The following is a 23,942-nucleotide window of genomic DNA, read 5'->3' on the forward strand; positions in this document are numbered from 1 at the left end:
GTGCATGACACGACGATTGTTGCCGGTTGCCCTTGTTCTGGGGCTTATCACCAGCGCCCAGGCGGTGGAGTACAAAGACGTCAACCCTACCGCCAGCCAGATCAGTTTTACCTACGACCAGTTGGGGCAGCGTATGTATGGCACGTTCGGCGAATTCGAGGGGGCCTTGAGCTTCGATACCCAGGCGCCCGAGGCGGGCCATGCGATGCTCAAGATTCAGCTCGCCAGCATCAATGCGGGCAGCGAGGACGCCAATGACACCCTGCAACGCGCGTCCTGGTTCGATACGGCGACCTATCCGGTGGGCGTGTATGAATCAACCGCGGTCAAGGCGCTGGGCAACAACCGTTTCCAGATCGCCGGCAACCTGACCATCAAGGGCACCACGCGCCCGGTTGAGGTGCAAGTGGTGCTCAAGGAACTGGACGGTATTGGCATATTTGATGGCGAATTCGACCTCAATCGCGGTGATTTCAAGATCGGCGAGGGGGAGTGGGCCGGTAACAGCGTGGTGTCCAACGACATCCACATCAAATTCAAGATGGTCGCGCCGCAGCGTTAGCGGGCGAATTTCTTCGCCCCAGCCACACAGGCGATCACGGCCAGCGTGACCAGCACCATGCCTGCGCTCACCTGTTCACGCAGCAGGCCGGCCGCCAGTGCCAGGCCGAAGAACGGTTGCAGCAATTGCAATTGACCGACGGCGGCGATGCCACCCTGGGCCAGCCCGCGGTACCAGAACACAAAGCCGATCAACATGCTGAACAGCGAGACATAGCCCAGGCTCAGCCAGGCCGGCAGGCTGATGCCGCTGACACTCGACGGCGCCAGCAGCAGGCTCAACGGCAACACCACCGGCAACGCCACCACCAGCGCCCAGCAGATCACCTGCCAACCGCCCAGGCTGCGCGACAGTTTGGCGCCTTCGGCATACCCCAGGCCGCACACCAGCACCGCCAACAGCATCAACAGATCGCCAGCGGGCGCCGCGCTCAGGCCTTGGGCGACGGCGTACCCCATCACCAGCCCGCTGCCCAGGACCGAAAACAGCCAGAACACCGGGCGCGGGCGTTCGCCACCGCGCAGTACGCCAAACACAGCGGTGGCCAGAGGAAGCAGGCCGATGAACACGATGGAGTGCGCGGAGGTCACGTATTGCAGGGCCAGGGCGGTGAGCAGGGGGAAGCCGATCACCACGCCCAGGGCCACAATCACCAACGGCAGCCACTGGCGGTGCGCAGGACGTTTATCCTTGAACAGCCACAGCAGAAGCAGGCCCAGCACGGCGGCCAGGGTGGCGCGGATCATGGTGAGGAACACCGGGTCGAATTCCATCACGGCCAGGCGGGTGGCGGGCAATGAGCCGCTGAAAATCACCACGCCGATGAAACCGTTGATCCAGCCTCGGGTGCTGCTGTCCGGGGCGCTGAGGGGGGATGTGCGTTCCATGGGAGTTGACCTGCAAAGTCCGGTTGCGTGGCGCCCATCCTAGGACCGAAGATTAAGACAATCAAAAAATTGTCATGGATACATCGCCGATGCCCCGTGCACGTTATAAGTCGCTGGTCGACACGTTTGCCCAAGCCATTCGTTCAGGGCAAATGGCCCCCGGCACGCGCCTGCCTACCCACCGCCAGTTGGCGGCCAGCCACGGCCTGGCCCTGGCCACTGCCACCCGTGTGTACGCCGAGCTTGAAGCCATGGGCCTGGTCAGCGGTGAAACCGGGCGCGGCACCTTCGTTCGCGAGATTTCGCTGCCGCCGGGGCAGGGCGGTGGCCAGATGGCGGTGGCGGCGGGCCTGCTCGACCTCAATTTCAACTACCCCGCGTTGCCGGGCCAGGCTGACCTGCTGCGCAGTGCCTTGCGCCAGTTGGCGCTGTCCGGCGACCTCGAAGCGCTGCTGCGCTATCAACCCCATGCCGGCCGCGTGCATGAACGCGCGGCGGTGGCGCGGCACCTGCTGAGCCGGGGGGTGGCGGTGGACGCCGAGCAGGTGCTGATGGTCAGCGGCGCCCAGCACGGCCTGGCGGTGACGCTGATGAGCTTGCTCAAGCCCGGGGATGTGGTTGCCGTGGACGCGTTGACCTACTCCGGGTTCAAGGTGCTGGCCGAAACCCTGCACCTGGAAATCGTCGCGATCCCGGTCAGCGCCACCGGTCCGGATTTGGATTGCCTGCAATCCTTGTGTCGCAAGCGCCCGGTGCGCGCGGTGTACAGCATGCCGACGCTGCACAATCCGCTGGGCTGGGTGATGGACTTGGCGCAGCGCGAGCAACTCGTCGCCATCGCCCGACAGCACAACCTGATGATCATCGAGGACGCGGCTTACGCGTTCCTGGCCGAACACGCGCCACCCCCATTGGCGAGCCTGGCGCCGGAGCGCACCCTGTACGTCGGTGGCTTTTCCAAGAGTGTCGCCACCGGGCTGCGCGTGGGGTTTGTCGCGGCGCCGATGGCTTGGGTAAAAGCGCTGGAACGCAGCATCATGGCCACCACCTGGAATGTGCCCGGCGTGATGAGTGCCATTGCAGTGGCCTGGCTCGAAGACGGTACGGTGGCGCGGTTGGAAGCGCAAAAACGCGAGGACGCCAAGGCGCGCCAGGTGTTGGCGGCGCAGGTACTGAAGGGCCTGGCGTACACCGCCCATCCGTCATCGTACTTTTTGTGGTTACCCCTGGCGGAGGAAGTGCGCGCTGATCAAGTGGCGATGACCTTGCAGCGCGCGGGCATTTCGGTGTCCACCGCCGAGCCCTTTGCGGTGTCGGCCCACGTCCCCCATGCGCTGCGCCTGGCGCTGGGCTCGGTGGACCTGCCGACGCTGTGCGAGGCATTGGTGACGGTGCGAGCGGTGGTGGCGTGGTGAGCCGCGTGGCTCAGATTGATTTCAACCGATTGGTCCTGGCGCTTCCTGGCAATCTGGCACATCGCTATGCTATTGCCGACTGAACCACTGCCCGAGAAAAAAATGGATTTTAACTGGCACAGCGACCCCCTTACACGCGTCACCCCCGTGACGCCCCATTACAAAAACACCCAGAACGTACGGCGTTTCATGCTCGAACACTGCGGCCCGAGGTTTAAATTCGACCGGCCGTTCATGGCCTGGATTCGCAACGGAACGCCCAAGACTCTGGGCGATGTGGTGGATGAGTGGTTGCGCCGCAACGGTGGGAGCGGCGTCGCTCCCACCGCAGGCGTGCGTTGACTCAGCGGGTCTCGGCAGGCAATGGCGGCGTACGCGGCGGTACCTGACGCTTGCTGCCGGTTGCCTCATACGCTGAGGCAAAGCGCAGCAACGCCGAGTCGTCATACGCACGTCCGGCAAACGTCAGCCCTACCGGCATGCCGATATCCGCCATCACGCCCATCGGCACGGTGACGGTGGGCACGCCCAGGTGGCGGATCGCGAGGTTGCCGTTGGCCACCCAGATGCCGTTGCTCCAGGCGATGTCGGCGCTGGCTTCGTTGACATCGGCATCGGCCGGGCCCACGTCGGCGACGGTGGGGAACAGCACGGCGTCCAGGCCGAGTGTGTCCATCCAGTCCTCCAGGTCGATGCGCCGGGTTTGTTCAAGACCGCGCAGGCCGTCGGGCAGGGTGCTGATCTCGTTCCACGGGGTGATGCCGCGCTGCGCCATGCGCACGTATTCGTCCATGCCGGCGGCAAGGTCGTCTTCGCGGTTGGGCAGGGTGCCTGGGTCGTGGGGGAAGATCTGTGGGCCGTCCACGTCCGCCAGGCGATTAAGCGTCGGGTCATCGTTGGCACGCAGGAAATCGTCGAACGCCCAGGCCGACAGCATCCACAACTCATCGTGCAGGAAGGCCTTGGACACCAGGCCACGGTTAAACACCGTCGGCGCGCCGGGGCGGTCGCCTTCGCAATTGGACACCAGTGGGAAATCCACCTCGATCACTTCGGCACCGGCGGCTTCCAGCGCCTCGCGGGCGGCGTTCCACAGATCGATCACGCTGGCGCGGGTATTGATCTTTTGCCCGGTCGGTCCGCCGATACCGGGTTTTTCGCTGGTGCCCGCAGCGGGGTCGGCGTTGATGTACATGCGCGGGACGCCAAAACGTTTGCCGGCGAGGGCACTGCTGTCGGCGGCCAACTCGGCGTAAGCGGTGGGGCGCACCTGCGCGACGCTGGGGATCGGCACCCAGGGTTGCAGGCGCCACAGGTCGCCACGGGTCTGCGGGTCTTCGGCGACCACCACTTCAAGCACTTCCAGCAGGTCGGCCATGGTGCGCGTGAACGGCACCACCACGTCCATGGTCGGGGTCAGCGGCCAGTTGCCGCGCACCGAAATCACCCCGCGCGAAGGCGTATAGGCGCACAGCCCGTTATTGGACGCCGGGCCACGCCCGCTCGACCAGGTTTCTTCCGCCAGGCCGAAGGCGGCGAAGCTGGCGGCGGTGGCGGTACCGGCACCGTTGGACGAACCGGAGGCAAACGGCGCGGTGAGGTAGTCCGCGTTATACGGGCTCTCGGCACGGCCATACACACCGCGCTGCATGCCGCCATTGGCCATCGGCGGCATATTGGTTTTGCCCAGGCAGATGGCACCGCCGGCGCGCAGGCGCTCGATGGTGAAGGCATCGCGTTGGGCGACGAGCTTGGCAAACGCGGGGCTGCCTGACGCTGCGGTCAGGCCTTTGACCAGGTAGCTGTCTTTGGCGGTGTAGGGAATGCCGTCCAATGGCCCCAGGGTTTCGCCCTTGGCACGGCGCGCATCGCTGGCCTGGGCTTCTTCAAGGGCATGGGCGTTGCGCACCACCACGGCGTTCAGCGCGGTGGCGGTCTGCGGCCCGTCGTAGGCGTCGATCCGTGCAAGGTAAGCCTTGACCAGTTCAACAGACGTGGTCTGGCCGGATTCCAGCGCAGCGCGCAATTGGGCAATGGAGACTTCGGTAACTTGCATGACGTTTTCTTCGCCGCCTTCAGTTGTGGTATCGCCGCAGTCTACGTACAGATATTTCACAAAACCAGCGCGGAATAATCGGCGCAGGCGCCGCGCATCACCTGCCAGGTCGCGTCATCAGCGGGAATCAGATGCTCGATACGCAACGAGGTCAGGGTGATGTCCTGAGGCATGCCGAAGGTGGTGAAAGTCGACAGAAACGTCAGCTCGCCCCGGCTTGAACGGATGCGCGTCAGCACCAGCGGCGGCAATTCGCTGGGCAATTCGGGGCAGGCCGGCACCGGCAGATTCGCCAGCACAGCGGCCAGCGCCGGATTGCCCAGTGCCTCGCGTGTCGCCCGCTGCCAGGCCAGGCGGCGGATCTCTTCGGCGTTGATCAGGTGGTCGCCCAGGCCTCCCGCCTGCAGCAGCGTGGTCAGCAGATTAAGGCCATCGGCCGCGTCCGGCTTGATCCCCACCAACTCAAACAGCACGCCGGTGCTGGCGTTAGCCGCCAGTACGCGCCACTCGCTGTCCAGCAGAATGGCCGGCGCCGGGTTGTTGGCGTGCAGCACATGGCTGAGCGCTTCGCGAATCGCGGTCATGGCCGGCGAGGCGAGGGCAGTGGCGGCGTAGCGCGGTGCGTAACCGGCGGCGAGGAACACGCGGTTGGCGTGATCCAGCGGTGCTTCCAGTGCCGTCAGCAGTGTGTGCAACGTGCCCGGCCCGGCCTTGGCGCGGCCGGTCTCGATGCAGCTGAGGTGGCGCTGGGAAACGCCGGTGAGCAAGGCCAGATCGAGTTGGCTCAGGTTGGCCTGTCGGCGCAGTTGGCGCAGTTGTGCGCCGGCGGTGGCACGCGTGTCCATGACGTTTTCATGACCTCCGAGGTCATTGCGAGGGGCCAGACCTTATCACTAAGGTGGGCCTCGATCACGTCAAGGAACAGACCATGCAACGATCCTCTCTCGCCCTGGCCGCTCTGCTTGGGTTTTCGCTGTACACCCTGGTGACGATGTTGACGGCCGAGCAATCGCTGCTGGCCTTTGGGCAGGAACTGATGTCACGGCCGGACACCGCGCAAGTGCTGATCGACCTGTATTTGATGGCAGCGCTGGCGGGGGTGTGGATGTACCGCGATACGCGCCGACGTGGGCGTTCGGCTGCTTCGGTGCTGCCGTACCTGGTGCTGACGGCCGTGTTCGTGTCCGTGGGGCCGCTGCTCTACCTCGTGGTGAACGGGGTGCGCGATGAATGAGCTGCTGCGTTTGTATGCCCTGTGTGTGCTGGTGCTGTGCCTGAAGATGTTTGCGGTTTCCTGCTACCAGGGGTTTTTCCGCCTTCGGCGGCTGGCGTTTACCAACCCTGAAGATGCGGCATTCCTCAAGCGCGCTGTGCGGGATGTCGAGCTGCCGCAGGTAGGGCGGGCGAGCAAAGCGTGGGCCAACGACTTGGAGAACATCCCCGTGTTTTTTGCGCTGGGCGGGCTGTGCGTCGCGCTGCAGACATCCGCGGTGGCGACAGCCTGGTGCTTCGGCGGCTTCACGTTGGCCAGGCTGGTGCACACGCTGACTTACCTGGCCGGTTCGCAGCCGTGGCGCACACTGGCGTATGGGCTAGGGGTGGTGTGTTTGTTCGGGCTTGGCGCGCTGACAATTGGCCGGCTGGCCTGAACAGAGCCCGCCCGATAACGCGTTGCAGATACGCCGGTGCGGCTGGCCGCGTCATGCCGAGAGCGGGGAAAGCAGCAAGCTGGACAGAAAACGGACCAGTTCTTTGAGGGTGTTGACGTCTTCGGACGGCGGCGGCGCGAGGGGGTAGAGGGTCGCCAGAAACGCTTTGTCCTGTTCCGAAAGCACTAAGTTATCCCCGGTGGCGTCTTGCTTCCAGAGCACGCTGGCGGGGAAGTTGTAATGCATGATGGAGTTGGCGTCGTACGCTGAGTATGTGTGTTCGGCCCTGTTCAGTTTTTTAAGGACATTCAAGTAAATCTTTATTTTGTCCAAGCCCGTACTGTCTTTGTAAATGGTGTACGTTTTCGGCGTGTTGAAATCCAGGGTTCTGTCCGGATGTTGATGCTCGTGTTCCAGGCCCAGCGCGTGCCCGAATTCATGGAGTACGGTCATGGCTAACATCGTTTCAGTCGTGTGTTGGATATCGAAGTGCATGGTGGGTTTGTGTTTGGGCACTTTCAAGGCGTCTGTGCCCAGACACGACCAGTTCCCTTGTATGTCCTTGTGCGTCGATATGCGGATATCAGCGTCAGGGTCCTTAACAAACTTGAATTGTATGTTGACCAGCGGTGAGTAAGTGGCGGCGCATTGTTTTATAAGGCGTCGAGCGCGCGACGGCACGTCCATGAAGGAGACCGTAACCACTCTGTTTTGCGGCCATAGCTTGCCTGTGTTGGCGATGCCGCGTTTGGCACGCGAGACTGGCGTGGTGTCGTGTTGTTCAGTGGGGGGCTGTACTTGGCGCGGCGGATCGATGTGCCCATTAATTGCAAAATTACCGTTGATCACAGATCGTCCTCTTTCATAAGGCAGCTCACGCCCCAGGCTGATGTTGAATCGCTTGGAGTCTGTGGTGTGATCAACGATCCAGTTCCACTTCCACTTCCACTTCCACTTAACGCAGCAGGCCACCGCCCCCGCAGGCGGCGGTTGTCAGGATGCGCCGTTAGCGCGGCCCACCGTGCGATCCACCAACCGAATACGGTCGCGCCCGGCACGTTTGGATTCATACAACGTCGAATCGCCCTGTTCGATCAACGCTGTCAGGCTCGCTGGCGGCTGGTCGAACAGGTTCGCGCCTATGCTCAACGTCACTGGCTGCGGCGTGCTGAAGCTTTGCGCAGCCAAGTGTTGAAACTGCTCGCGCAAGGCACTGCCCAGTTCAACGATCTGCTCGGCAGAGGCCTGGTTGAGCAAAATCACAAACTCGTCCCCACCCAAGCGCGCCGCTACGGCGCCCCGAGGCACGATGCCACGGATCATTTCACTCAGGGCGATCAGCAGGCGGTCGCCAGCGGTGTGGCCATGGAGGTCGTTGACCGATTTGAAGTTGTCGATATCGATCAGCAGCAGCGCGCCCGGCTGGGCCGGCGTGATCTGGGCCAACAGGCGCGGTGCTCGCAGGTCGAGGGCACGGCGGTTGTACAGGGCGGTGAGTGGATCGCGGGCGGCCAGGCGCGCGATCTGTTGTTCACGGCGGTAGCGCTCGGAGCCGGTCATGGACAACGCAATCAGCATGATCGCCATGGCGCCTTCCACCAGGGACACCTGGATGATCTCGCCCTTGAATGCGGCCAAGTCGATCAGGGTGCCGGGGATCACCACCGACAGCGCCTTGGCCAGATAAAAAAGCCCATGAATCAGCAGCACGAAACGCAGCTGCACCGCGCCCACGCTCAACGACCGGCCATGGGGCCGCAACAGGAAACTGGCGCGCAGGGTGGGCAGGGCGACCAACAGTGACTGCACTGCCAGCATGGCCTTGGACCATGCCTGGTCGGCGGGTAGCGCGAGCATGCTGAACCAGACCAAGGGCAGCAGGAACCATGCCGGCGACAAGCGGCTTTGGGTAAACCGGGCTACGCCGAGTAAAAACAGAAAGTGCGCGGTCACCAGCAAGCCATTGGCAAACCAGATACCGATCACTAGAGAACCGTTGATACGCAGCAGGGCCAGGGTGGAACCGACGGTGATCGTGGCGAAACCGGCGCTCCACAGCAGCAGCGACGGTTCACGCACGCTGCGCCATTCAACGGTGAGGTAGAGCGCGGCCGCAGCCGCAAGGGCCACGGTGAGCGCCAAAATGGTGGGTGGGTCGAGTGTCATGTGCTGCCGAATCTGCCTGAGGGACGTGGACACGCGCGATTATAGGCGTTGTGCAGGCGTTTTCGGAGCGTAAGTGGCGAACGGCTACTGCGGCAATCATGCGCCGTTCAGCGGCACCGTCACGCGAAACAGCGTGCCGCTTTGGCGGTCTGATTCGACTTCAATCAGCCCCTGGTGGGAGGCGACGATTTCGGAGGCGATAAACAGGCCCAGGCCCAGCCCTTCGGTAGGGCCTTGCTCAATCACCGCACGTTGGGAAAAACGTCCCATGGGGTTGAAAATGAAGGGCTGCACGTCGTTCGGGATCGGGTTGCCGTGGTTGTGCACGCTGAACACGCAGCTGTCTTGCGTGACGGTCAGCGCCACGTTGATGGGGGCGTGCCGATCACCGTGATGCACCGCGTTGCTGATGATGTTGGAGAACACCTGCTCCATTCGCGCGCCGTCGAACAGGCCAACCGCCGCCGTATGTGATTCAAAGCGCAGCATTGCCTTCGGATCAAACGCCTGGATCTCTGCCACGATGCGCTCGCAGATCGGCGCGAGGTCGACCTGCACGCGCCTTACCGGAATGCCCGGGCCCATCTGGCAGCGCGTCAGGTCGAGGAGGTCGCCCACGATTTGGCTGGCGCGCTGAACGCTGGTGTAGATTTGCCCGGCCACGCGGATGTCGCGGTCGCTGCCCGATGGCGCGCGTCTGAGCATGTCGGCGCCCAGCAGAATAGCGCCCAGGGGCGTGCGCAAGTCATGACCGAGAATACCCAGGAACACATTGCGCGAGGCTTCCACCGCGCGCGAATAGCTGGCGATGGATTCGGCGAGGGCCTGGTCAATCGCTTCGTGAAAACGGTTCATGTCTTCCACGTCCAGCGCCGTGTTGCCCTTGATGTGCCTGAGCCACTGGCGCAGCACACTGGTGCGCAGCGCGCGGTACTCGGACACCATTTGGTCGATGGAAAACCCCGCCATCAAGCGTGTTACGGCGTGGGTTTCGGCAGGGGTTTCGGTGTCTTGCTGCGGGGCCAGGCCCTGGGCTTTGTCCAGCCGCTCCTGCATCGTCTGCTTGGTGCGCAGGTCGTCGACGATGGCCTGCAGCATTTGCGCGGCGTGATCGCGAAGACCCTCCTGGTCCAGGGCGATACCTGGTGTCTGGATCGTAGCGGCGAAGTCTTCCCAGTCCTGCAGGATCGGTTCGAGGTTACTGAGGATAAAGTCCGACAGGCGCATGCGGTGATCCTTGCAAGTGGCAATACGCAGAGCGCGCGCGGAGCTGCCAAACAGGGATTTAAGCACGATTCGGCCGCGGTAGCGCTGCGCAGTGCGTTGACACTGTGCAGCGAGATGGCTAAACGCCTTTAGTCGACGGCAGCAAGACCGTCAGAATGCCCACCAGCGGCAGGAACGAGCACAGTTTGTACACGTACTCGATGCCGTGGTTATCCGCGAGCAGCCCCAGCAACGCGGCGCCGATGCCGCTGAAGCCGAACATCAGACCGAAGAACACACCGGCGATCATCCCCACATTGCCCGGCACCAGTTCCTGGGCAAACACCACGATGGCGGAGAACGCCGAGGCCAGGATAAAACCGATCACCACGCTGAGCACGGCGGTCCAGAACAGGTCGACGTAGGGCAGCGCCAGGGTGAAGGGCGCGGCGCCGAGGATAGAAAACCAAATGACTTTCTTCCGGCCGATCCGATCGCCGATCGGGCCGCCGAAGAACGTCCCGGCAGCGACCGCACCCAGGAACAGGAACAAGTACAGCTGCGAGTTGGCCACCGACAGGCCGAACTTCTCAATCAGGTAGAAGGTGAAGTAGCTGGTGAGGCTGGACATGTAGAAGTACTTGGAGAACACCAGTACGGCCAACACCACCAGGGCAAAGGACACGCGGGCTTTGGACAGGCCATGGGTGGCCTGGCCGCCTTGTTTGAGCTTGAACAGATTGAGGTGATTGCGGTACCAGCGGCTCAGGCCGTAGAGCACGAAGATCGCAAACACCGCAAACAGGCCGAACCAGGCGATATTGCCCTGGCCGTAGGGGATGATGATCGCCGCCGCCAACAAGGGGCCAAACGCGCTGCCGGTGTTGCCGCCGACCTGGAAGGTTGACTGCGCAAGGCCATAGCGTCCGCCCGAAGCCAGGCGCGCCACGCGGGAGGTTTCCGGGTGGAAGGTCGACGAGCCCACGCCCACCAGCCCTGCCGCCAACAGGATCAGCGGGAAACTGCCGACGAAGGCGAGCAGCAAAATACCGATCAAGGTGCACACCATGCCGGCCGGCAACAGCCAGGGCTTGGGATGGCGGTCGGTGTGGTAGCCGATCCACGGCTGCAGCAGCGAGGCGGTCAGTTGAAAGGTCAGGGTGATCATCCCCACCTGGGCAAACGTCAGGCCGTAGTTGGCCTTGAGCATTGGATAGATCGACGGCAACACCGCCTGGATCAGGTCATTGATCAGATGCGCCAGGGCGCAGGCGCCGAGGATGCGCATGACCAGTGGGCTTACTTGGGGTGTACTGGGTGCAGCAGCGGGTGACGCGGTAAGTGTCGACATGCAGGCGTTCCATACAAGGCAGCGAACAGGCGCAACCGGTACGTGTGCCGGTTGCCCATTTCAAATTGTTTCGGCATTCATGCTAGATTCGCCACAAATGCCTGTCTCACGAAATCGGGGCGGCAACTGTCGCAAAAAGGGCGAAATGATCAAATCCCTGGATAAATTCCTGCAAGAGATCGACGAGGCCGAGTGGTCCGTGATCAGTTCGGCCACCGATTATCCGGAAAACTGGCTGATCCCCGAGCATAGCCACGAGAAGCACCAACTGCTCTACGCCACCGAAGGGGTCATGGTCGTGCACTCGGCGCAGCGCCAATGGACAGTGCCTCCCAACCGCGGTTTTTGGATGCCCAGCGGGCATGTGCATTCTCTGCGCTGCGTCGGCGCATTGAAAATGCGCAGCGTGTTTGTGCGCGCCGACAGCTTCGCCAATTTGTCCACCGAGACCAAGGTGGTGAGCATCTCGCCACTGCTGAGCGAGTTGATCAAAGCCTCGGTCAGCTTGAAACCGCCGTATGCCGAGGACTCGCGGGATGCGCGCATCATGCACCTGATCCTCGACGAACTGGCCCTCTTGCCGGCCTTGCCGTTATCCCTGCCGCAGCCTGGCGACGTGCGTATTCAGCGTATTTGCCAGGCCCTGCAACAGGACCCCGGCGATGCCTCTACCGTGGCGCACTGGAGTGAGCGCCTGCAGCTGGACCAAAAAACCATTCAGCGCCTGTTTCGCAAGGAAACCGGCATGACCTTCGGCCAGTGGCGCCAGCAGGCACGCTTGCTGCTGGCACTGGAGCGCATGGCGCTGGGAGAGAAGATCATCGATGTGGCCCTGGCTCTTGGTTATGAAAGCCCCAGCGCCTTTACCAGCATGTTCAAGAAGCAATTCGGCAAGACGCCGAGTCAGTTCCTCAAATAGGTTGCGTGTGCCGGCGATCATCGGCCAGCAGGCCGTTGAACGCAGTGACGTCCATCGGCCGACTGAGGAAGTAGCCTTGGCCCTCATCACAGGCCACCGCCTTGAGCATGGCCAGGTGTTCGGCGGTTTCGATGCCTTCGGCGGTTACGGTCAGCGCCAGGGCACGACCCAGGCCGACGATGGCCTGGATGATAGCCTTGTCGTCTGCGCTGTCTTCCAGGCGGGTGAGGAAGCTGCGGTCAATCTTCAAGCCGTCGAACGGGAAGGCGCGCAGGTAGCTGAGGGATGAATAACCGGTGCCGAAATCATCCATGGCAATGCGCACGCCCAGCTGTTTGAGGGTGTGCATGATCTCCAGCGCGCCCACCGCGTCTTCGAGCATCACGCTCTCGGTGATCTCCAACTCCACCCGCGCCGGGTCGATGCCCGAGGTGTTCAGTGCGTGGTGTACGCGCTGTACCAGATCACCGCGTTTGAACTCGATGGGCGACAGGTTCACCGACACAAACAGGTTATCCGGCCATTCGGCGGCACAGGCGCAGGCGGTGGCCAGCACCCAATCGCTTAACGACAGGATCAACCCCGACTCTTCGGCGATCGCAATAAAGGTGTCCGGTGCGATCAGGCCGCGTACCGGGTGCTGCCAGCGCACCAACGCTTCGGCGCCGACCATCTGCCCATCGGCAATGCGATAACGCGGTTGAAAGTGCAAGCGCAATTCGCCGTGCTTGATCGCGTACCGCAGGTCGCTCTCCAGGCGGCGGCGCTCGATGATCCGTGCGTTCATTTCACCCGAATAAAAGCGCCAGGTATTGCGCCCGGCGGCCTTGGCTTCGTAGAGCGCAATGTCCGCGTAGCGCAGCAACTCAGCGACTTCAACGGCGTCATTGGGTGCCAGCGCAATGCCGATGCTGGCGCTGATAAAGACTTCCTGCTCGTCAATGCAAATGGCCTGTTCGATGGCCGCAATCAGCCGCCCGCACAGGTTCTCGACTTCATCCTGGGTGCCGGCCTCGGTGAGGATCAACACAAACTCATCGCCGCCGACCCGCGCCACCAGGTCACCGTGGCGCACGCAAGCGGTCAGACGGCTCGACACTTCATTGAGCACGCGGTCGCCGGCGGCATGCCCGAGCAAATCATTCACGGGTTTGAAGCGGTCCAGATCCAGACTGAGCATGACCAAAGGGCGCTCCGGAGTCGGCAGCGCCTTGAGCTTGCCGTCGAGAAAGGCTTGCAGGCGCGTGCGGTTGGGCAGGCCGGTCAGCGCATCATGCTGGGACAAAAACTCGATGCGCCGCCGCGCCTCGACTTCTTCGGTGACGTCGGTGGCCGTGCCACGAAACCCCCCGCACGGCATTTGCCGCGCCGCCAGCCGAGTGGTGCGTTCCTGGCCTTGGGCATCGAGGTAAAGGCACTGTACGTTGAGGTCCGGGCTTCGCTGGGGGTTGCAAAACCATTGCGATAACCGCCCGGCTTCGGTGATCAGCAGATCGTTCATGGCCGCACCCACCCACACGTCGCGGGCCAGCCCTGTGACACTTTCGAAACGCTCCGACAAATAGGTGAAGCGCAACTCGGTATCGATCTCCCAGACCCAATCGGAACTGGCCTCCACCACATCGCGAAAGCGCGCTTCGCTGGTGGCCAAGGCGCTCCGGCTGTTTTGCAGCGACGCGTGGCTGGCGTCAAGGGCAAGGGCGGCGGCCGTGCTGCGGCGCAAAATCACCCAGGTCATCAGGCACACCAGCAGGGCGGCCAGGCCCAGCAGCGGCAGGCCGACACCGATCAGACGCCTGCCGGGTTGTTCGGGCTGCCAGTACAAACTGCCGGCGCTGCCCTTGTCGCCGAGGGGTAAAAACGTGCCCTTGGCGATTTCTTCCGGCGTGGCGATGTGCAGTTTATCCACACCGAAGTCATCGCCGATTACGCCCAGTTTCGCGCTGTCGAGGATGTCGACGAAGATCAGCACCGACGGCTCTCGGTCATCGGCGACCACGGTCGGATCGGTGCCTGGGGTGATGGCGGCGGCGGCAACGAGCGCCGGGCTGCCGCGCACATTGATCAGGGTGCTTATCGGTGTTTCGCTTTCTACGCCGGCCCGCGCTTGTTCGAGCAGTTGGGTGATGGGCTGGTCGAGCCATTCGGTGAGGTCAAGGGTTTGCAGTTGGCCGTCCACCACCGCATACACCGTGCGCCCGGCGTCGTCGACCACAAACAGGCCCTGGAAACCGAAGTCCTGGAACAGCGTGGCGCCGATATTGCCACGGGTATAGGCCCACTCGTTGTCCACCTTGAGGTGCAAATGCTTGTAGGCATCGCTCCAGAACGCATAGTCCTTGACGGTCAGGCGCATGGATTTTTCCATGGACTGCATGGCTTTGCGGGTGTGAAACGCGCTTTCGGCCTGCTCCGACTGGTCCATGTCATGGGCGAGGTAAATCAGCGAATAGGCCGCTGCCGCAAAGACGCCCGCCAGCAGGATCATGAAATTGAACAGTGACGTGCGCGTCAGCGACAGGCTGGTGCGCGTGGACAGCGAACGAACGATAGGAGCAAGGGAGTTAGGCATTGTTTCGCGCAGGGCCACGCTGTCAGTCAGGGGTATGAAAGGCTATCGGCGGCCCGGGGCAAATATTTAGCGCCTCAGGCGCGGCTCAGACGCTGTGCGTGGTCGCTGACGCGTGGTCGCTGACGCGTGATGCCGGGCTGCCCGGCAAGGCGTCGCTCAGCGATCATTCGTCGTCAAGTTAGCGAAGAAAATGCAACCAATCAGCCGCGCGAACAGGCTCAGGGTTTCCGGCAGGTTGGGGTCGTCAAACAGCATCGCTCTGGAGTCCAGCGCGCACAGTGCACCGAACAGGCGCCCGTCAGGCAGGAAGATCGGCGCGCCGGCGTAACTCTCGATGGCGAATTGCTTGACCACCGGGCGCGCCGCAAAGCGGCCGTTGGCGCTGATTTGGGGAACGAACAGGGTCTGGGGGTTGATGCAGAACTCGCTGCACAAGGTGGTTTCCAGCTCGAGCACGTCGTCGACATGGATCCCCATGTCCATGGTGTCATGCGCCGAGCAGACTACCCATTCGAGGTCGGTGAACTTGGCGATGCCGGCAAAGCGCATGCCCGTCAGGCGGGTGACCAATTGCAGGATGCTGGTGGTGGCTTCGATTTCGGCGATAGCAGCGCGTTCATCTGCGCTGAGCAGCGATTGTGGGGCGGTGACGCTGGAAAGCATGCTGAACACTCCAAAGGCGTGGTGGTTCAGGCCACCACGCGCGGTCAGGTTTTAGTTGATACGCGGGTGCTGCTGCACCAGAGTCTTGCGTTTGGCTTCAAGCTCGGCAATCTCGGCGTCGATGTCTTCGATCTTCTGCTCAATATTGTCGTGGTGTTCCTGCAACAGCTCCTTGGCTTCTTCCATATCCGACGCGGCCGGGGCCGCACCGCGCAGGGGTTTGTTGGCGGTTTCCTTCATGGTCAGGCCGGTGATCAGGCCGACCACGGCGAACACCATCAGGTAATAAGCCGGCATGTACAGGTCGTTGGTGCTTTCCACCAACCACGCCACGGCGGTTGGCGTAACGCCGGCAATCAACACCGAGACGTTGAACGCGCTGGCCAGTGCGCTGTAGCGCAGGTGGGTAGGGAACATCGCCGGCAGGGTCGAGGCCATCACGCCGATAAAGAAGTTGAGGATTACCGCCAGGATCAGCAGGCCGGCAAAAATCAGTCCGATTTTGCCGCTGGTGATCAGCATGAACGCCGGGATCGACAGAAACAGCAAACCTACGCTGCCGGCGATGATGAACGGCTTGCGCCCGATCTTGTCGCTGATAAACCCAATGAACGGCTGCACGAACAGCATGCCGACCATGATCGCGATGATGATCAGTACGCCGCTGTTTTCTTTGTAGTGCAGGTTATGGGACAGGTAGCTCGGCATGTAGGTGAGCAGCATGTAGTACGTCACGTTGGTGGCCGCGACGATGCCGATACAGGTCAACAGGCTGCGCCAGTGCTGGGTCGCAACTTCCTTGAAGGACACTTTGGGACCGTGGCTCAGGCCTTCGCGGTCGCCTTGTTCAAGCTTGTCCATGTGCTGTTGGAAGGCCGGGGTTTCTTCCAGCGCATGGCGCAGGTACAGGCCGATGATGCCCAGGGGCAGCGCCAGGAAGAACGGCAGGCGCCAGCCCCAGGCTTCAAATTCAGCCTCACCCAGCACGCTGGAGATCAGCACCACCACGCCCGCACCCAGCACGAAGCCGGCAATCGAGCCGAAGTCCAGCCAACTGCCGAGGAACCCGCGCTTGCGGTCCGGCGCGTATTCGGCGACGAAGATCGATGCGCCGGTGTATTCACCGCCCACCGAGAAGCCTTGGGCCATCTTGCACAGCAACAGCAGGATCGGCGCCCAGATGCCGATGGAGGCGTACCCGGGGATCAGGCCGATGGCGAAGGTGCTGAGCGACATGATCACAATGGTCGCCGCGAGGACTTTCTGTCGTCCGTATTTATCGCCCAGCGCACCGAAAAACAGGCCGCCGAGGGGGCGAATCAGGAAGGGCACGGAGAACGTACCCAGTGCCGCGATCATTTGGACGCTGGGGGAGGCATCGGGAAAGAACACCTTGCCCAACACGTAGGCGACGAACCCGTAGACGCCAAAGTCGAACCACTCCATGGCGTTACCCAGTGCGGCGGCGGTGATGGCCTTGCGCACTTTGGTGTCGTCAACGATGGTGATGTCGTTCAACCCGATGGGTTTGACGCTTTTCTTACGTAATTTCATGCGAACCACTCTAAAACTGAACTGGGGTGGTGCTATCACAGCGATAGCACCGCTCTGTCAGTTCAGATACAAGCGGACACGAAAAAATTCACCGCTTCGGCTATTTTTTTGCACAGCGAGGTATTCGGGCGGGCGCGGCCTGACCACGCCGCGTCTATCCGTGTGCTGTAAAAGGTCGGTATGCCGTGCATCGGCGCGCTGAACGATGGGCCCGGTCAGCCGCCAAGTCGGGTGTTATGCAGGTGTCATCCTACAACTGATCAAATCCGACACATTTGATACCCAAGCGATAGCGGGGTATAGCGCAATCTTTCCGATTGACACCGGGTAGGAGGCTCGATATAAAAGCTGCAGTTGTACGACGACATATGACGTTACATATGTCCTACCTAACAAAAATAAAAAGTGATGCCATGAATCTGAACGAGCCCATCAGTGCCCATCGTGTTGGCCAGGCGGTCGGCAACTATCGCTGGACCATCTGCGCGATGCTGTTTTTCGCCACCACCGTCAATTACCTCGACCGGCAGGTGCTTAGCCTGCTGGCACCGCAGTTGTCGACGCAATTTGGCTGGAGCAACACCGACTACGCCAACATCGCGGCGGTGTTTCAGTTTGTCTATGCGATCTCCATGCTGTTCGCCGGGCGCTTCGTCGACAAAATCGGCACCAAGGCGGCCTACGTGGTCGCGATTGCGATCTGGTCCACCGGCGCGATCATGCACGCGTTTTCCGTGCCGATGGGCGAGGGCATTGCCGCCATCAGCGGTGCGATCGGCCTGGCGGTGATCCCGGTGTCGATTGCCGGTTTCATGCTGTCGCGCGCGGTGCTGGCGATTGGCGAGGCGGGCAACTTCCCCATCGCCATTAAAGCCACGGCCGAGTACTTCCCGAAGAAAGAACGCTCGTTTGCCACCGGTATTTTCAACTCCGGCGCCAACGTCGGCGCGATTCTGGCGCCGATCTGCGTGCCTTTGATCGCGGGTATGTGGGGCTGGGAAGCCGCCTTTATGGTGATCGGCATGCTCGGCTTTCTGTGGGTGGCCGTGTGGGCCGCCTTGTATGAAAAGCCCGAGCAGCAAAAACGCCTGTCGACCGAGGAACTGGCCTATATCCGCAGCGACCAGACCGTGCAGCCGTTCACCGAGGCATCTGCCGGTACCGTCGCGAAGAAAGTCTCGTGGTTCAAACTGCTGACTTACCGCCAGACCTGGGCCTTTGCCTTCGGCAAGTTCATGACCGATGGCGTGTGGTGGTTCTTCCTGTTCTGGCTGCCCACTTACCTGTCGGCGCAGTACGCAATGAAAGGCGCGGATATCGTCGTGCCCCTGGCCGTGTTGTACAGCATGACCATGGTTGGCAGCATCGGCGGCGGCTGGTTCCCCAGCTATTTCATGGCGCGCGGCGATGCACCGTACGACGGCCGTATGAAAGCCATGTTGGTGATCGCGCTGTTCCCGCTGGTGGTGTTGCTGGCGCAACCGCTGGGTTACATCAGTTTCTGGGTGCCGGTGTTGCTGATCGGCGTGGGCGCGTCTGCGCATCAGGCCTGGTCGTGCAACATCTTCACCACCGTGTCTGACATGTTCCCGCAGAAAACCGTGGCATCGGTGGTCGGTATTGGCGGTATGGCCGGTGGCCTGGGCGGTGTGGTGATGACCAAGATCGGCGGTTGGGTGTTCGACTATTACAAATCGATCAACGACATCCATACCGGCTACATGATCATGTTCGCCATCTGTGCGCTGGCCTACCTGGTGGCCTGGAGCGTGATGAAGGTGTTGGTGCCGCGCCACAAGGAAATCACGGACTTGTAATGCGCTGTTCAGCGAGACCCCGTGGCGCAGGTCGGCCGTTTTCGGCCAGCCTGCGCCACGGTCTGCTCGTTGAGTCAGGGTTTACGCGTCACCTGCCACACCGTATTGGCCAAGTCATCGGCAATGATCAGCGCACCTTTGGGATCCACCGTCACGCCCACCGGGCGGCCACGGGTCTTGCCGTCATCACCGCGAAAGCCAGTGGCGAAGTCAATCGGCTCGCCCGCAGGCTTGCCATTGCTGAACGGCACGAAGATCACCTTGTAGCCAACAGGGTTCGGACGGTTCCAACTGCCGTGCTCGCCGACGAATACGCCGTCGGCGAATTTCTCGCCCATGGCCGGGATGGAGAAGTCCACGCCCAAGGCCGCCACGTGTGAACCGAGGCTGTAGTCCGGTTTGATCGCGGCGGCGACTTTCGCCGGGTTCTGCGGTTGCGCGCGCGGGTCGACGTTCTGGCCCCAGTAGCTGTAAGGCCAGCCATAGAACGCGCCTTCACGCACCGAGGTCAGGTAGTCCGGCACCAGGTCCGGGCCCAGTTCGTCGCGTTCGTTGACCACCGTCCACAGTTGCCCGGAGTCGGGTTGGATGGTCAGCGCGGTCGGGTTGCGCAGACCGGTGGCGTAGGGCTTGTGGGCGCCGGTGGCGGCGTCGATCTGCCAGACCATGGCGCGGTCGATTTCCACTTCCATGCCGCGCTCGGTGACGTTGCTGTTGGAACCGATGCCTACGTACAACTGGCGCCCGTCGGCGCTGATAGCCAGCGATTTGGTCCAGTGGTGGTTGATCTGCGCCGGCAGGTCGGTGACTTTGGTCGGCGCGCCGCTGGCCTTGGTCTGGCCGTCGGTGTAGTCGAAACGCACCAGCGCATCCTGGTTGGCCACGTAGAGTTTGCCGTCGGCGAACGCCAGGCCGTAGGGCGCGTTGAGGTTTTCGGCAAATACGGTTTTCAGTTCGTAGGTGCCATCACCGTCGGCATCACGCAGCAGGGTCAGGCGGTTGCCGCCTTTGACCTTGGTATTGCCCTGGGCCTTGATCACGCTGGCGATCACATCCTTGGGCTTGAGCTTGGCTGCGCTGCCGCCCCGGCCTTCGGCGACCAGGATGTCACCGTTGGGCAGCACCAAGGTCTGGCGCGGGATCGCCAGGTCAGTGGCGATGGCGGTGACGCTGTAGCCTTCGGGCACCTTGGGCTTTTGCTCGCCCCAGGGGCTGGGTTCGGCGATCTTCATGCTCGGTACCAGGCTGCTTTGCTGCTCCGGCAGTTTTGGATCCGGACCACGGGCCTGGGTTGGATCACCGTCACCGCCACAGGCGCTGAGCAGCAGGGCGGCGCTCAGGAGGGTCAATGTACTGGATGGGTTCATTTGGCACCTCCGCAACGCAGGCCGGTAAAGGTCGCCGCGAGGGTCAGCACGGTAACGATCACCGACAGCACCAGGCCGGCGGGCATCATGGCGTAGGCGTCCTTGGCATGCTGGAAGGCATTGACGAGCCCCAGCACCCAGGCCGCCAACAAGAGCAGGAAGTAGGCGAGCGGTTGCCCGGTCTTGTGTTCGGCGCGCAACAGGTTGACGAGCGCGAACAACAACGCAAACCCAGCAAAGACCAGCGCGCCGGCAATCAGCCAGGCGGCGAAGTTGGCCCATTGAATCTGGTAGGTCTGGCCGTAGGCAATATCACTGAGCAAGGCCCCGAGAAACAACGGCACGGTGCCGGCGAGCAAGGTCGCGTGCAGTGGACCTGGCATGGGCCGGTAAGTGGAGAGGGTAGTCATGGTGGGGCGGCTCCTTGTTTTCCAACGTGTTATCCAACACCCCTGGGTGGGGCAGCACATAGGAAATGAGCACGCCGCAAGTAGGAAAGTTCAGCGTGATTGATGTCTAAATATTATGAACCCGCTTGATTGAGCCTGGGCCTAAGGCCGTATCATTCGATCCTTCCCTCGTGTGCAGGCGCTTTCATGACTCATCCTCGCATCGGCTTCCCCTGCCAGTACAAGCACCCCGAACGCCTGTTGTCCGCCAGTGCCTTGAAATTGATCGAGGGGCCCTTCAATCCGCGCACCACCACACTGCGCTGGATGGACAGCGTCGACGCCCGTGTCGCCCGCGACAAACTGGTCGAAGTGGTCACCCATAACCTGGCCGCGCAATTGCGCTTGCTGGCCTATGTGGCTGAACTGCCACCGACCTTGCACATGCTGCGCCTGAGCAGTGATTTGCTGCCGTTCTACAGCCACCCGAAAGTGGCCGCGGTGTACAAAGACCCCGCCATCGAACGCCAATTGATCGACGGCTTCGCTGCCATCGGCGAACTGGCGCGTGCTGCGGATATTCGCCTGTCGTTCCATCCCGGCCAGTACTGCGTGCTCGGTTCGGAAAACCCCGGCGTGGTGGAAAACAGCCTCGCCGAGTTCGAATACCACGCCGACATGATCCGCATGATGGGCTATGGCCGGCGCTTCCAGGACCTCAAGTGCAACGTGCACATCGCCGGCCGTCTTGGGGTGGAAGGCACCCGCGCAGTCTGGTCGCGTCTGTCAGAGGCGGCGCGCAACTGCATCACCTTCGAGAACGATGAAAAGACCTACGGCCTTGATCACTGCCTGCAAGTGGCCGACCTGGCACCGGTGGTGCTGGACATCCACCACTGCTGGATCAACGAAAACCACTACATTGACCCCGACTCGCCACGTGTGGCACGGGTGATCGACAGCTGGCGCGGTGTGCGCCCGACAATGCACTACTCCCAACCCCAGGAAAGCTTGCAGGAACTGGGTTTTGACGCCGAACACAAACTGGAAATGGAGCCACTGTTGCAGGTAGTCGCCAAGCGCGATCTGTACGGCCACAGCGCGCAGATGTGGAATCGCTGGACCAACGACTACGCACTGCAGTTTTTCGACCGCTTCGACATCATGCTCGAAGCCAAGGACAAGAACGTGGCAGCGTTGGCGTTCTACGAGCATTTCAAGCGTCACTCGGGCTAGGAAAGTCGTCGATGCCTCGCTGGAACTCCTGAGCCCCCACAGGGGATACCTGTGAGGGCTGCGAAGGGCGTCGGGTTGCCGCGCTTATCAGGACTTGAAGCGGCCTACCAAGCCATTGAGCTCATCCGACAGATCGGATAAGCGTCCCGAGTCGTCCTGCGCCGAGTTGGCCAGGCTTTCCACCAGGCGCGCTTCGTCGTAGATCTGCTGGATATGCCGGTTGATCTCTTCGGCCACGCTGTGTTGTTCCTCGGCGGCGGCGGAAATTTGCAGGTTCTGGTCGCGGATTTCATTTACCGACAACTGGATGCCTTCAAAGCTGTCCCGCGCGCTTTCGATGGACGACACGCTGGCCCGTGACAGGTCCAGGCAACTGCCCATTTTTTGCGTGACTTCTTCGGTCTTGCTGCCCAGGGTGCCGAGCAGTTGCTCGATCTCGCCGGTGGAGTCGGACGTACGTTTGGCCAGCGCGCGGACCTCGTCAGCCACCACGGCGAAACCTCGACCCTGGTCACCCGCGCGGGCCGCTTCGATGGCGGCGTTGAGCGCCAGCAGGTTGGTCTGTTCGGCAATCGCGCGGATGGTGCCGATGATCTGGTTGATACTGCGGCTGCCGGCTTCCAGCTCGACCATCGCCTCGGACGATTCGGTCAGGCGACGTCCCAGGCGGTTGACGTTATCGGTGGTCTGTTCGATCTGCTGTTTGCCTTCGGCCACGCGGCGATGGCCGTTCTCGGCAGACTCCGCCGCGCCGCTGCACGAGCGCGCAACCTCGTTGGCCGTGGCGACCATCTCGTTGAACGCCGTCGAGACCAGTTCCACTGCCTCACGCTGGCGCCCGGCGGCTTCGTTCATGTTGTGCGCGACCTCGCTGTTGACCTTCGAGGCGTTCTGCAAATTGGCCGAGGCCGCGCCAATGTGCTGGATCAACTGGCGAATCGCGGCAAGAAACTTGTTGAACCAGCCCGCCAGTTCGGCGGTTTCGTCTTTGCCTTGCACCTGCAACGCGTGGCGCAGGTCGCCTTCGCCCTCGGCGATGGACTGCAAACCGCTGCTGACCTGACCGATTGGCTTGACGATCACTTTGGAAAACGCCGCCGCGAGCAAGCCGAAGGCCAGTACCAGCACACCAACGATGACCGCCGTGACGTAGGTCATGCGCGTGGCTTCGGCCATCACTTCGTTGTGTTCGATCAGGCCGATGTAGCGCCAGCCCAGGCCGGGCGAGGTCCACACGTTGGCCATGTAGCGCACGCCGTCGATCTCCACGTCGGTGGAACCCTGAGGCGTATCCGCCAGGTGCGCATAGGGCGCGCCCAGGTCTTTGAGCGGCTTGAAGCTGTGGGCGGCGTCCCGTGGGTCCACCAACACCACACCGTCTTCGATCAGCATCACGTAGCCGCTTTCGCCAAGCTTGATGCTCTTGACCAGTTCGGTGAGATTTTTCAGCGACACGCTGACCACGAACACGCCCTTGGCTTTGCCGGCGTTATCCAGCAATGCGCGTGCGGTGCCCACCAGGGCCACGTCGTCTTTGTCGTAGTAGTACGCCGGGGTGCGCACGGTTTTGCCGGGGCTGGCCATCGCCGCTTTGTACCAGGGGCGCGCGCGTGGGTCGTACTTGGCCAGTTGCGGGTCATCCGGCCATTTGACGTAGGTGCCGTCCTCCAGGCCGATGGACAGGATGGCGGCTGCCGGGTGGGTTGCGCCATAGCGTGCGAAGCGGTCGATCACGCTTTGCGCTTGGGCAGGCATGGGCAGGCTGGCCGCGTCGGCGGGTTGGTAGTTCTTTAAGGTGTTGATGGAGGTGTACACAGGATCGGTCGCCATTTGATCGACGTTCTGCAGTGTGCCGTCGAAGAACTGGCGGATATTGCCGTCGATCTGGCGGATTTCCCGGGTGCTGCCGTCGATAAACTGGTCGACCGCCTGGGTCCGTGTGTTCATGACAGAAATCACGGCCACCAGGCTTACCGGGATGAACGCGACAGAGACAAAAGCCAGCACGAGCTTATTTTTTATTTTCATCGAAACGACCATCAACGTGGAGGGCGGCCAAACCGTCGTCTTGCGCAAGCCAAGCGCGGCGATTTGCTATGACTGATGTTTCGGCGCGTACCGGCTAAACCTTTA

The 23,942-nt window shown here is 62.1% G+C and carries 22 protein-coding genes; 9 read left to right on the forward strand and 13 right to left on the reverse strand.

The genetic code is table 11. The features are described from left to right. Positions 1 to 4 precede the first annotated feature (4 nt). A complete protein-coding gene (locus KZX66_RS15375; RefSeq protein ID WP_248080762.1) occupies positions 5 to 562 on the forward strand; it encodes a YceI family protein in 558 nt (185 codons plus the stop codon). On the opposite strand, the gene KZX66_RS15380 is transcribed toward KZX66_RS15375, so the two are convergent. Next, complete coding sequence (locus KZX66_RS15380) at positions 559 to 1,449, reverse strand: DMT family transporter (protein ID WP_248080765.1); 891 nt, start codon at positions 1,447 to 1,449, stop codon at positions 559 to 561. The two genes, KZX66_RS15375 and KZX66_RS15380, sit on opposite strands and share 4 nt — an antisense overlap. Positions 1,450 to 1,538: 89 nt before the next feature. On the opposite strand from KZX66_RS15380, the gene KZX66_RS15385 reads away from it, so the two are divergent. Beyond that, complete coding sequence (locus KZX66_RS15385) at positions 1,539 to 2,864, forward strand: PLP-dependent aminotransferase family protein (protein WP_248080768.1); 1,326 nt, start codon at positions 1,539 to 1,541, stop codon at positions 2,862 to 2,864. Positions 2,865 to 2,966: 102 nt separating this feature from the next. Then, positions 2,967 to 3,206, forward strand: a complete 240-nt coding sequence (locus KZX66_RS15390; protein ID WP_248080770.1) for a DUF6434 domain-containing protein — start codon at positions 2,967 to 2,969, stop codon at positions 3,204 to 3,206. A 1-nt stretch (position 3,207) separates the two neighbouring features. Here the strand turns inward: KZX66_RS15390 and KZX66_RS15395 are convergent, their stop codons facing one another. Then, entirely contained in the window at positions 3,208 to 4,920 is a 1,713-nt protein-coding gene (locus tag KZX66_RS15395; protein ID WP_248080774.1) for an amidase, read from the reverse strand. Positions 4,921 to 4,976: 56 nt separating this feature from the next. Then, entirely contained in the window at positions 4,977 to 5,765 is a 789-nt protein-coding gene (locus KZX66_RS15400) for a helix-turn-helix domain-containing protein (protein WP_248080777.1), read from the reverse strand. Between the two features lie 83 nt (positions 5,766 to 5,848). Here KZX66_RS15400 and KZX66_RS15405 point away from each other — a divergent pair, with 83 nt between their 5' ends. After that, the gene (locus KZX66_RS15405; protein WP_248080781.1) at positions 5,849 to 6,154 is read left to right on the forward strand and encodes a DUF2834 domain-containing protein; all 306 of its coding nucleotides are present in this window, start codon (positions 5,849 to 5,851) and stop codon (positions 6,152 to 6,154) included. Beyond that, the gene (locus tag KZX66_RS15410) at positions 6,147 to 6,569 is read left to right on the forward strand and encodes an MAPEG family protein (RefSeq protein ID WP_248080784.1); all 423 of its coding nucleotides are present in this window, start codon (positions 6,147 to 6,149) and stop codon (positions 6,567 to 6,569) included. The genes KZX66_RS15405 and KZX66_RS15410 overlap by 8 nt, the downstream gene beginning before the upstream one ends. Positions 6,570 to 6,620: 51 nt before the next feature. On the opposite strand, the gene KZX66_RS15415 is transcribed toward KZX66_RS15410, so the two are convergent. The 4 genes from KZX66_RS15415 to KZX66_RS15430 all read right to left on the reverse strand — a co-directional run bounded on the left by KZX66_RS15415 (position 6,621) and on the right by KZX66_RS15430 (position 11,292). Continuing rightward, on the reverse strand, positions 6,621 to 7,418 hold the full coding sequence (locus KZX66_RS15415; protein WP_248080787.1) for a M12 family metallopeptidase: 798 nt from the start codon (positions 7,416 to 7,418) through the stop codon (positions 6,621 to 6,623). Between the two features lie 144 nt (positions 7,419 to 7,562). Continuing rightward, positions 7,563 to 8,735, reverse strand: a complete 1,173-nt coding sequence (locus tag KZX66_RS15420) for a GGDEF domain-containing protein (RefSeq protein ID WP_248080789.1) — start codon at positions 8,733 to 8,735, stop codon at positions 7,563 to 7,565. 96 nt (positions 8,736 to 8,831) lie between these two features. Next, positions 8,832 to 9,962 (reverse strand): sensor histidine kinase, encoded by a 1,131-nt coding sequence (locus tag KZX66_RS15425; RefSeq protein ID WP_248080791.1) that lies wholly within the window; start codon positions 9,960 to 9,962, stop codon positions 8,832 to 8,834. A 118-nt stretch (positions 9,963 to 10,080) separates the two neighbouring features. Then, positions 10,081 to 11,292: an MFS transporter gene (locus KZX66_RS15430; protein ID WP_248080793.1), complete on the reverse strand. Its 1,212-nt coding sequence runs from the start codon at positions 11,290 to 11,292 to the stop codon at positions 10,081 to 10,083. A 97-nt stretch (positions 11,293 to 11,389) separates the two neighbouring features. Here KZX66_RS15430 and KZX66_RS15435 point away from each other — a divergent pair, with 97 nt between their 5' ends. Then, on the forward strand, positions 11,390 to 12,211 hold the full coding sequence (locus KZX66_RS15435; RefSeq protein WP_248080795.1) for a helix-turn-helix transcriptional regulator: 822 nt from the start codon (positions 11,390 to 11,392) through the stop codon (positions 12,209 to 12,211). Here the strand turns inward: KZX66_RS15435 and KZX66_RS15440 are convergent. The 3 genes from KZX66_RS15440 to proP all read right to left on the reverse strand — a co-directional run bounded on the left by KZX66_RS15440 (position 12,204) and on the right by proP (position 17,000). Continuing rightward, positions 12,204 to 14,783 (reverse strand): EAL domain-containing protein, encoded by a 2,580-nt coding sequence (locus tag KZX66_RS15440; RefSeq protein ID WP_248080796.1) that lies wholly within the window; start codon positions 14,781 to 14,783, stop codon positions 12,204 to 12,206. The genes KZX66_RS15435 and KZX66_RS15440 overlap by 8 nt on opposite strands. 156 nt (positions 14,784 to 14,939) lie before the next feature. After that, positions 14,940 to 15,446, reverse strand: a complete 507-nt coding sequence (locus KZX66_RS15445) for a GAF domain-containing protein (protein WP_248080798.1) — start codon at positions 15,444 to 15,446, stop codon at positions 14,940 to 14,942. Between the two features lie 51 nt (positions 15,447 to 15,497). After that, positions 15,498 to 17,000, reverse strand: a complete 1,503-nt coding sequence (proP, locus tag KZX66_RS15450) for a glycine betaine/L-proline transporter ProP (RefSeq protein WP_248080801.1) — start codon at positions 16,998 to 17,000, stop codon at positions 15,498 to 15,500. 413 nt (positions 17,001 to 17,413) lie between these two features. Here proP and KZX66_RS15455 point away from each other — a divergent pair, with 413 nt between their 5' ends. Beyond that, a complete protein-coding gene (locus KZX66_RS15455; protein WP_248080804.1) occupies positions 17,414 to 18,817 on the forward strand; it encodes an MFS transporter in 1,404 nt (467 codons plus the stop codon). A 74-nt stretch (positions 18,818 to 18,891) separates the two neighbouring features. On the opposite strand, the gene KZX66_RS15460 is transcribed toward KZX66_RS15455, so the two are convergent. Then, positions 18,892 to 20,184: a sorbosone dehydrogenase family protein gene (locus KZX66_RS15460; RefSeq protein WP_248080806.1), complete on the reverse strand. Its 1,293-nt coding sequence runs from the start codon at positions 20,182 to 20,184 to the stop codon at positions 18,892 to 18,894. Further along, positions 20,181 to 20,594: a DUF2231 domain-containing protein gene (locus KZX66_RS15465; protein WP_248080809.1), complete on the reverse strand. Its 414-nt coding sequence runs from the start codon at positions 20,592 to 20,594 to the stop codon at positions 20,181 to 20,183. The genes KZX66_RS15460 and KZX66_RS15465 overlap by 4 nt, the downstream gene beginning before the upstream one ends. Before the next feature lie 186 nt (positions 20,595 to 20,780). On the opposite strand from KZX66_RS15465, the gene uvsE reads away from it, so the two are divergent. Continuing rightward, complete coding sequence (gene uvsE / locus KZX66_RS15470) at positions 20,781 to 21,809, forward strand: UV DNA damage repair endonuclease UvsE (RefSeq protein WP_248080811.1); 1,029 nt, start codon at positions 20,781 to 20,783, stop codon at positions 21,807 to 21,809. Positions 21,810 to 21,896: 87 nt separating this feature from the next. On the opposite strand, the gene KZX66_RS15475 is transcribed toward uvsE, so the two are convergent. Beyond that, positions 21,897 to 23,756: a methyl-accepting chemotaxis protein gene (locus tag KZX66_RS15475; protein WP_248080813.1), complete on the reverse strand. Its 1,860-nt coding sequence runs from the start codon at positions 23,754 to 23,756 to the stop codon at positions 21,897 to 21,899. Between KZX66_RS15475 and KZX66_RS15480 the strand changes: the two genes are divergently transcribed. Beyond that, the gene (locus KZX66_RS15480) at positions 23,755 to 23,913 is read left to right on the forward strand and encodes a hypothetical protein (RefSeq protein WP_248080816.1); all 159 of its coding nucleotides are present in this window, start codon (positions 23,755 to 23,757) and stop codon (positions 23,911 to 23,913) included. The two genes, KZX66_RS15475 and KZX66_RS15480, sit on opposite strands and share 2 nt — an antisense overlap. Positions 23,914 to 23,942: the final 29 nt, after the last annotated feature.

It is taken from the genome of Pseudomonas sp. EYE_354, assembly GCF_023148575.1.
In the GTDB taxonomy this organism is placed as follows: Bacteria; Pseudomonadota; Gammaproteobacteria; order Pseudomonadales; family Pseudomonadaceae; genus Aquipseudomonas.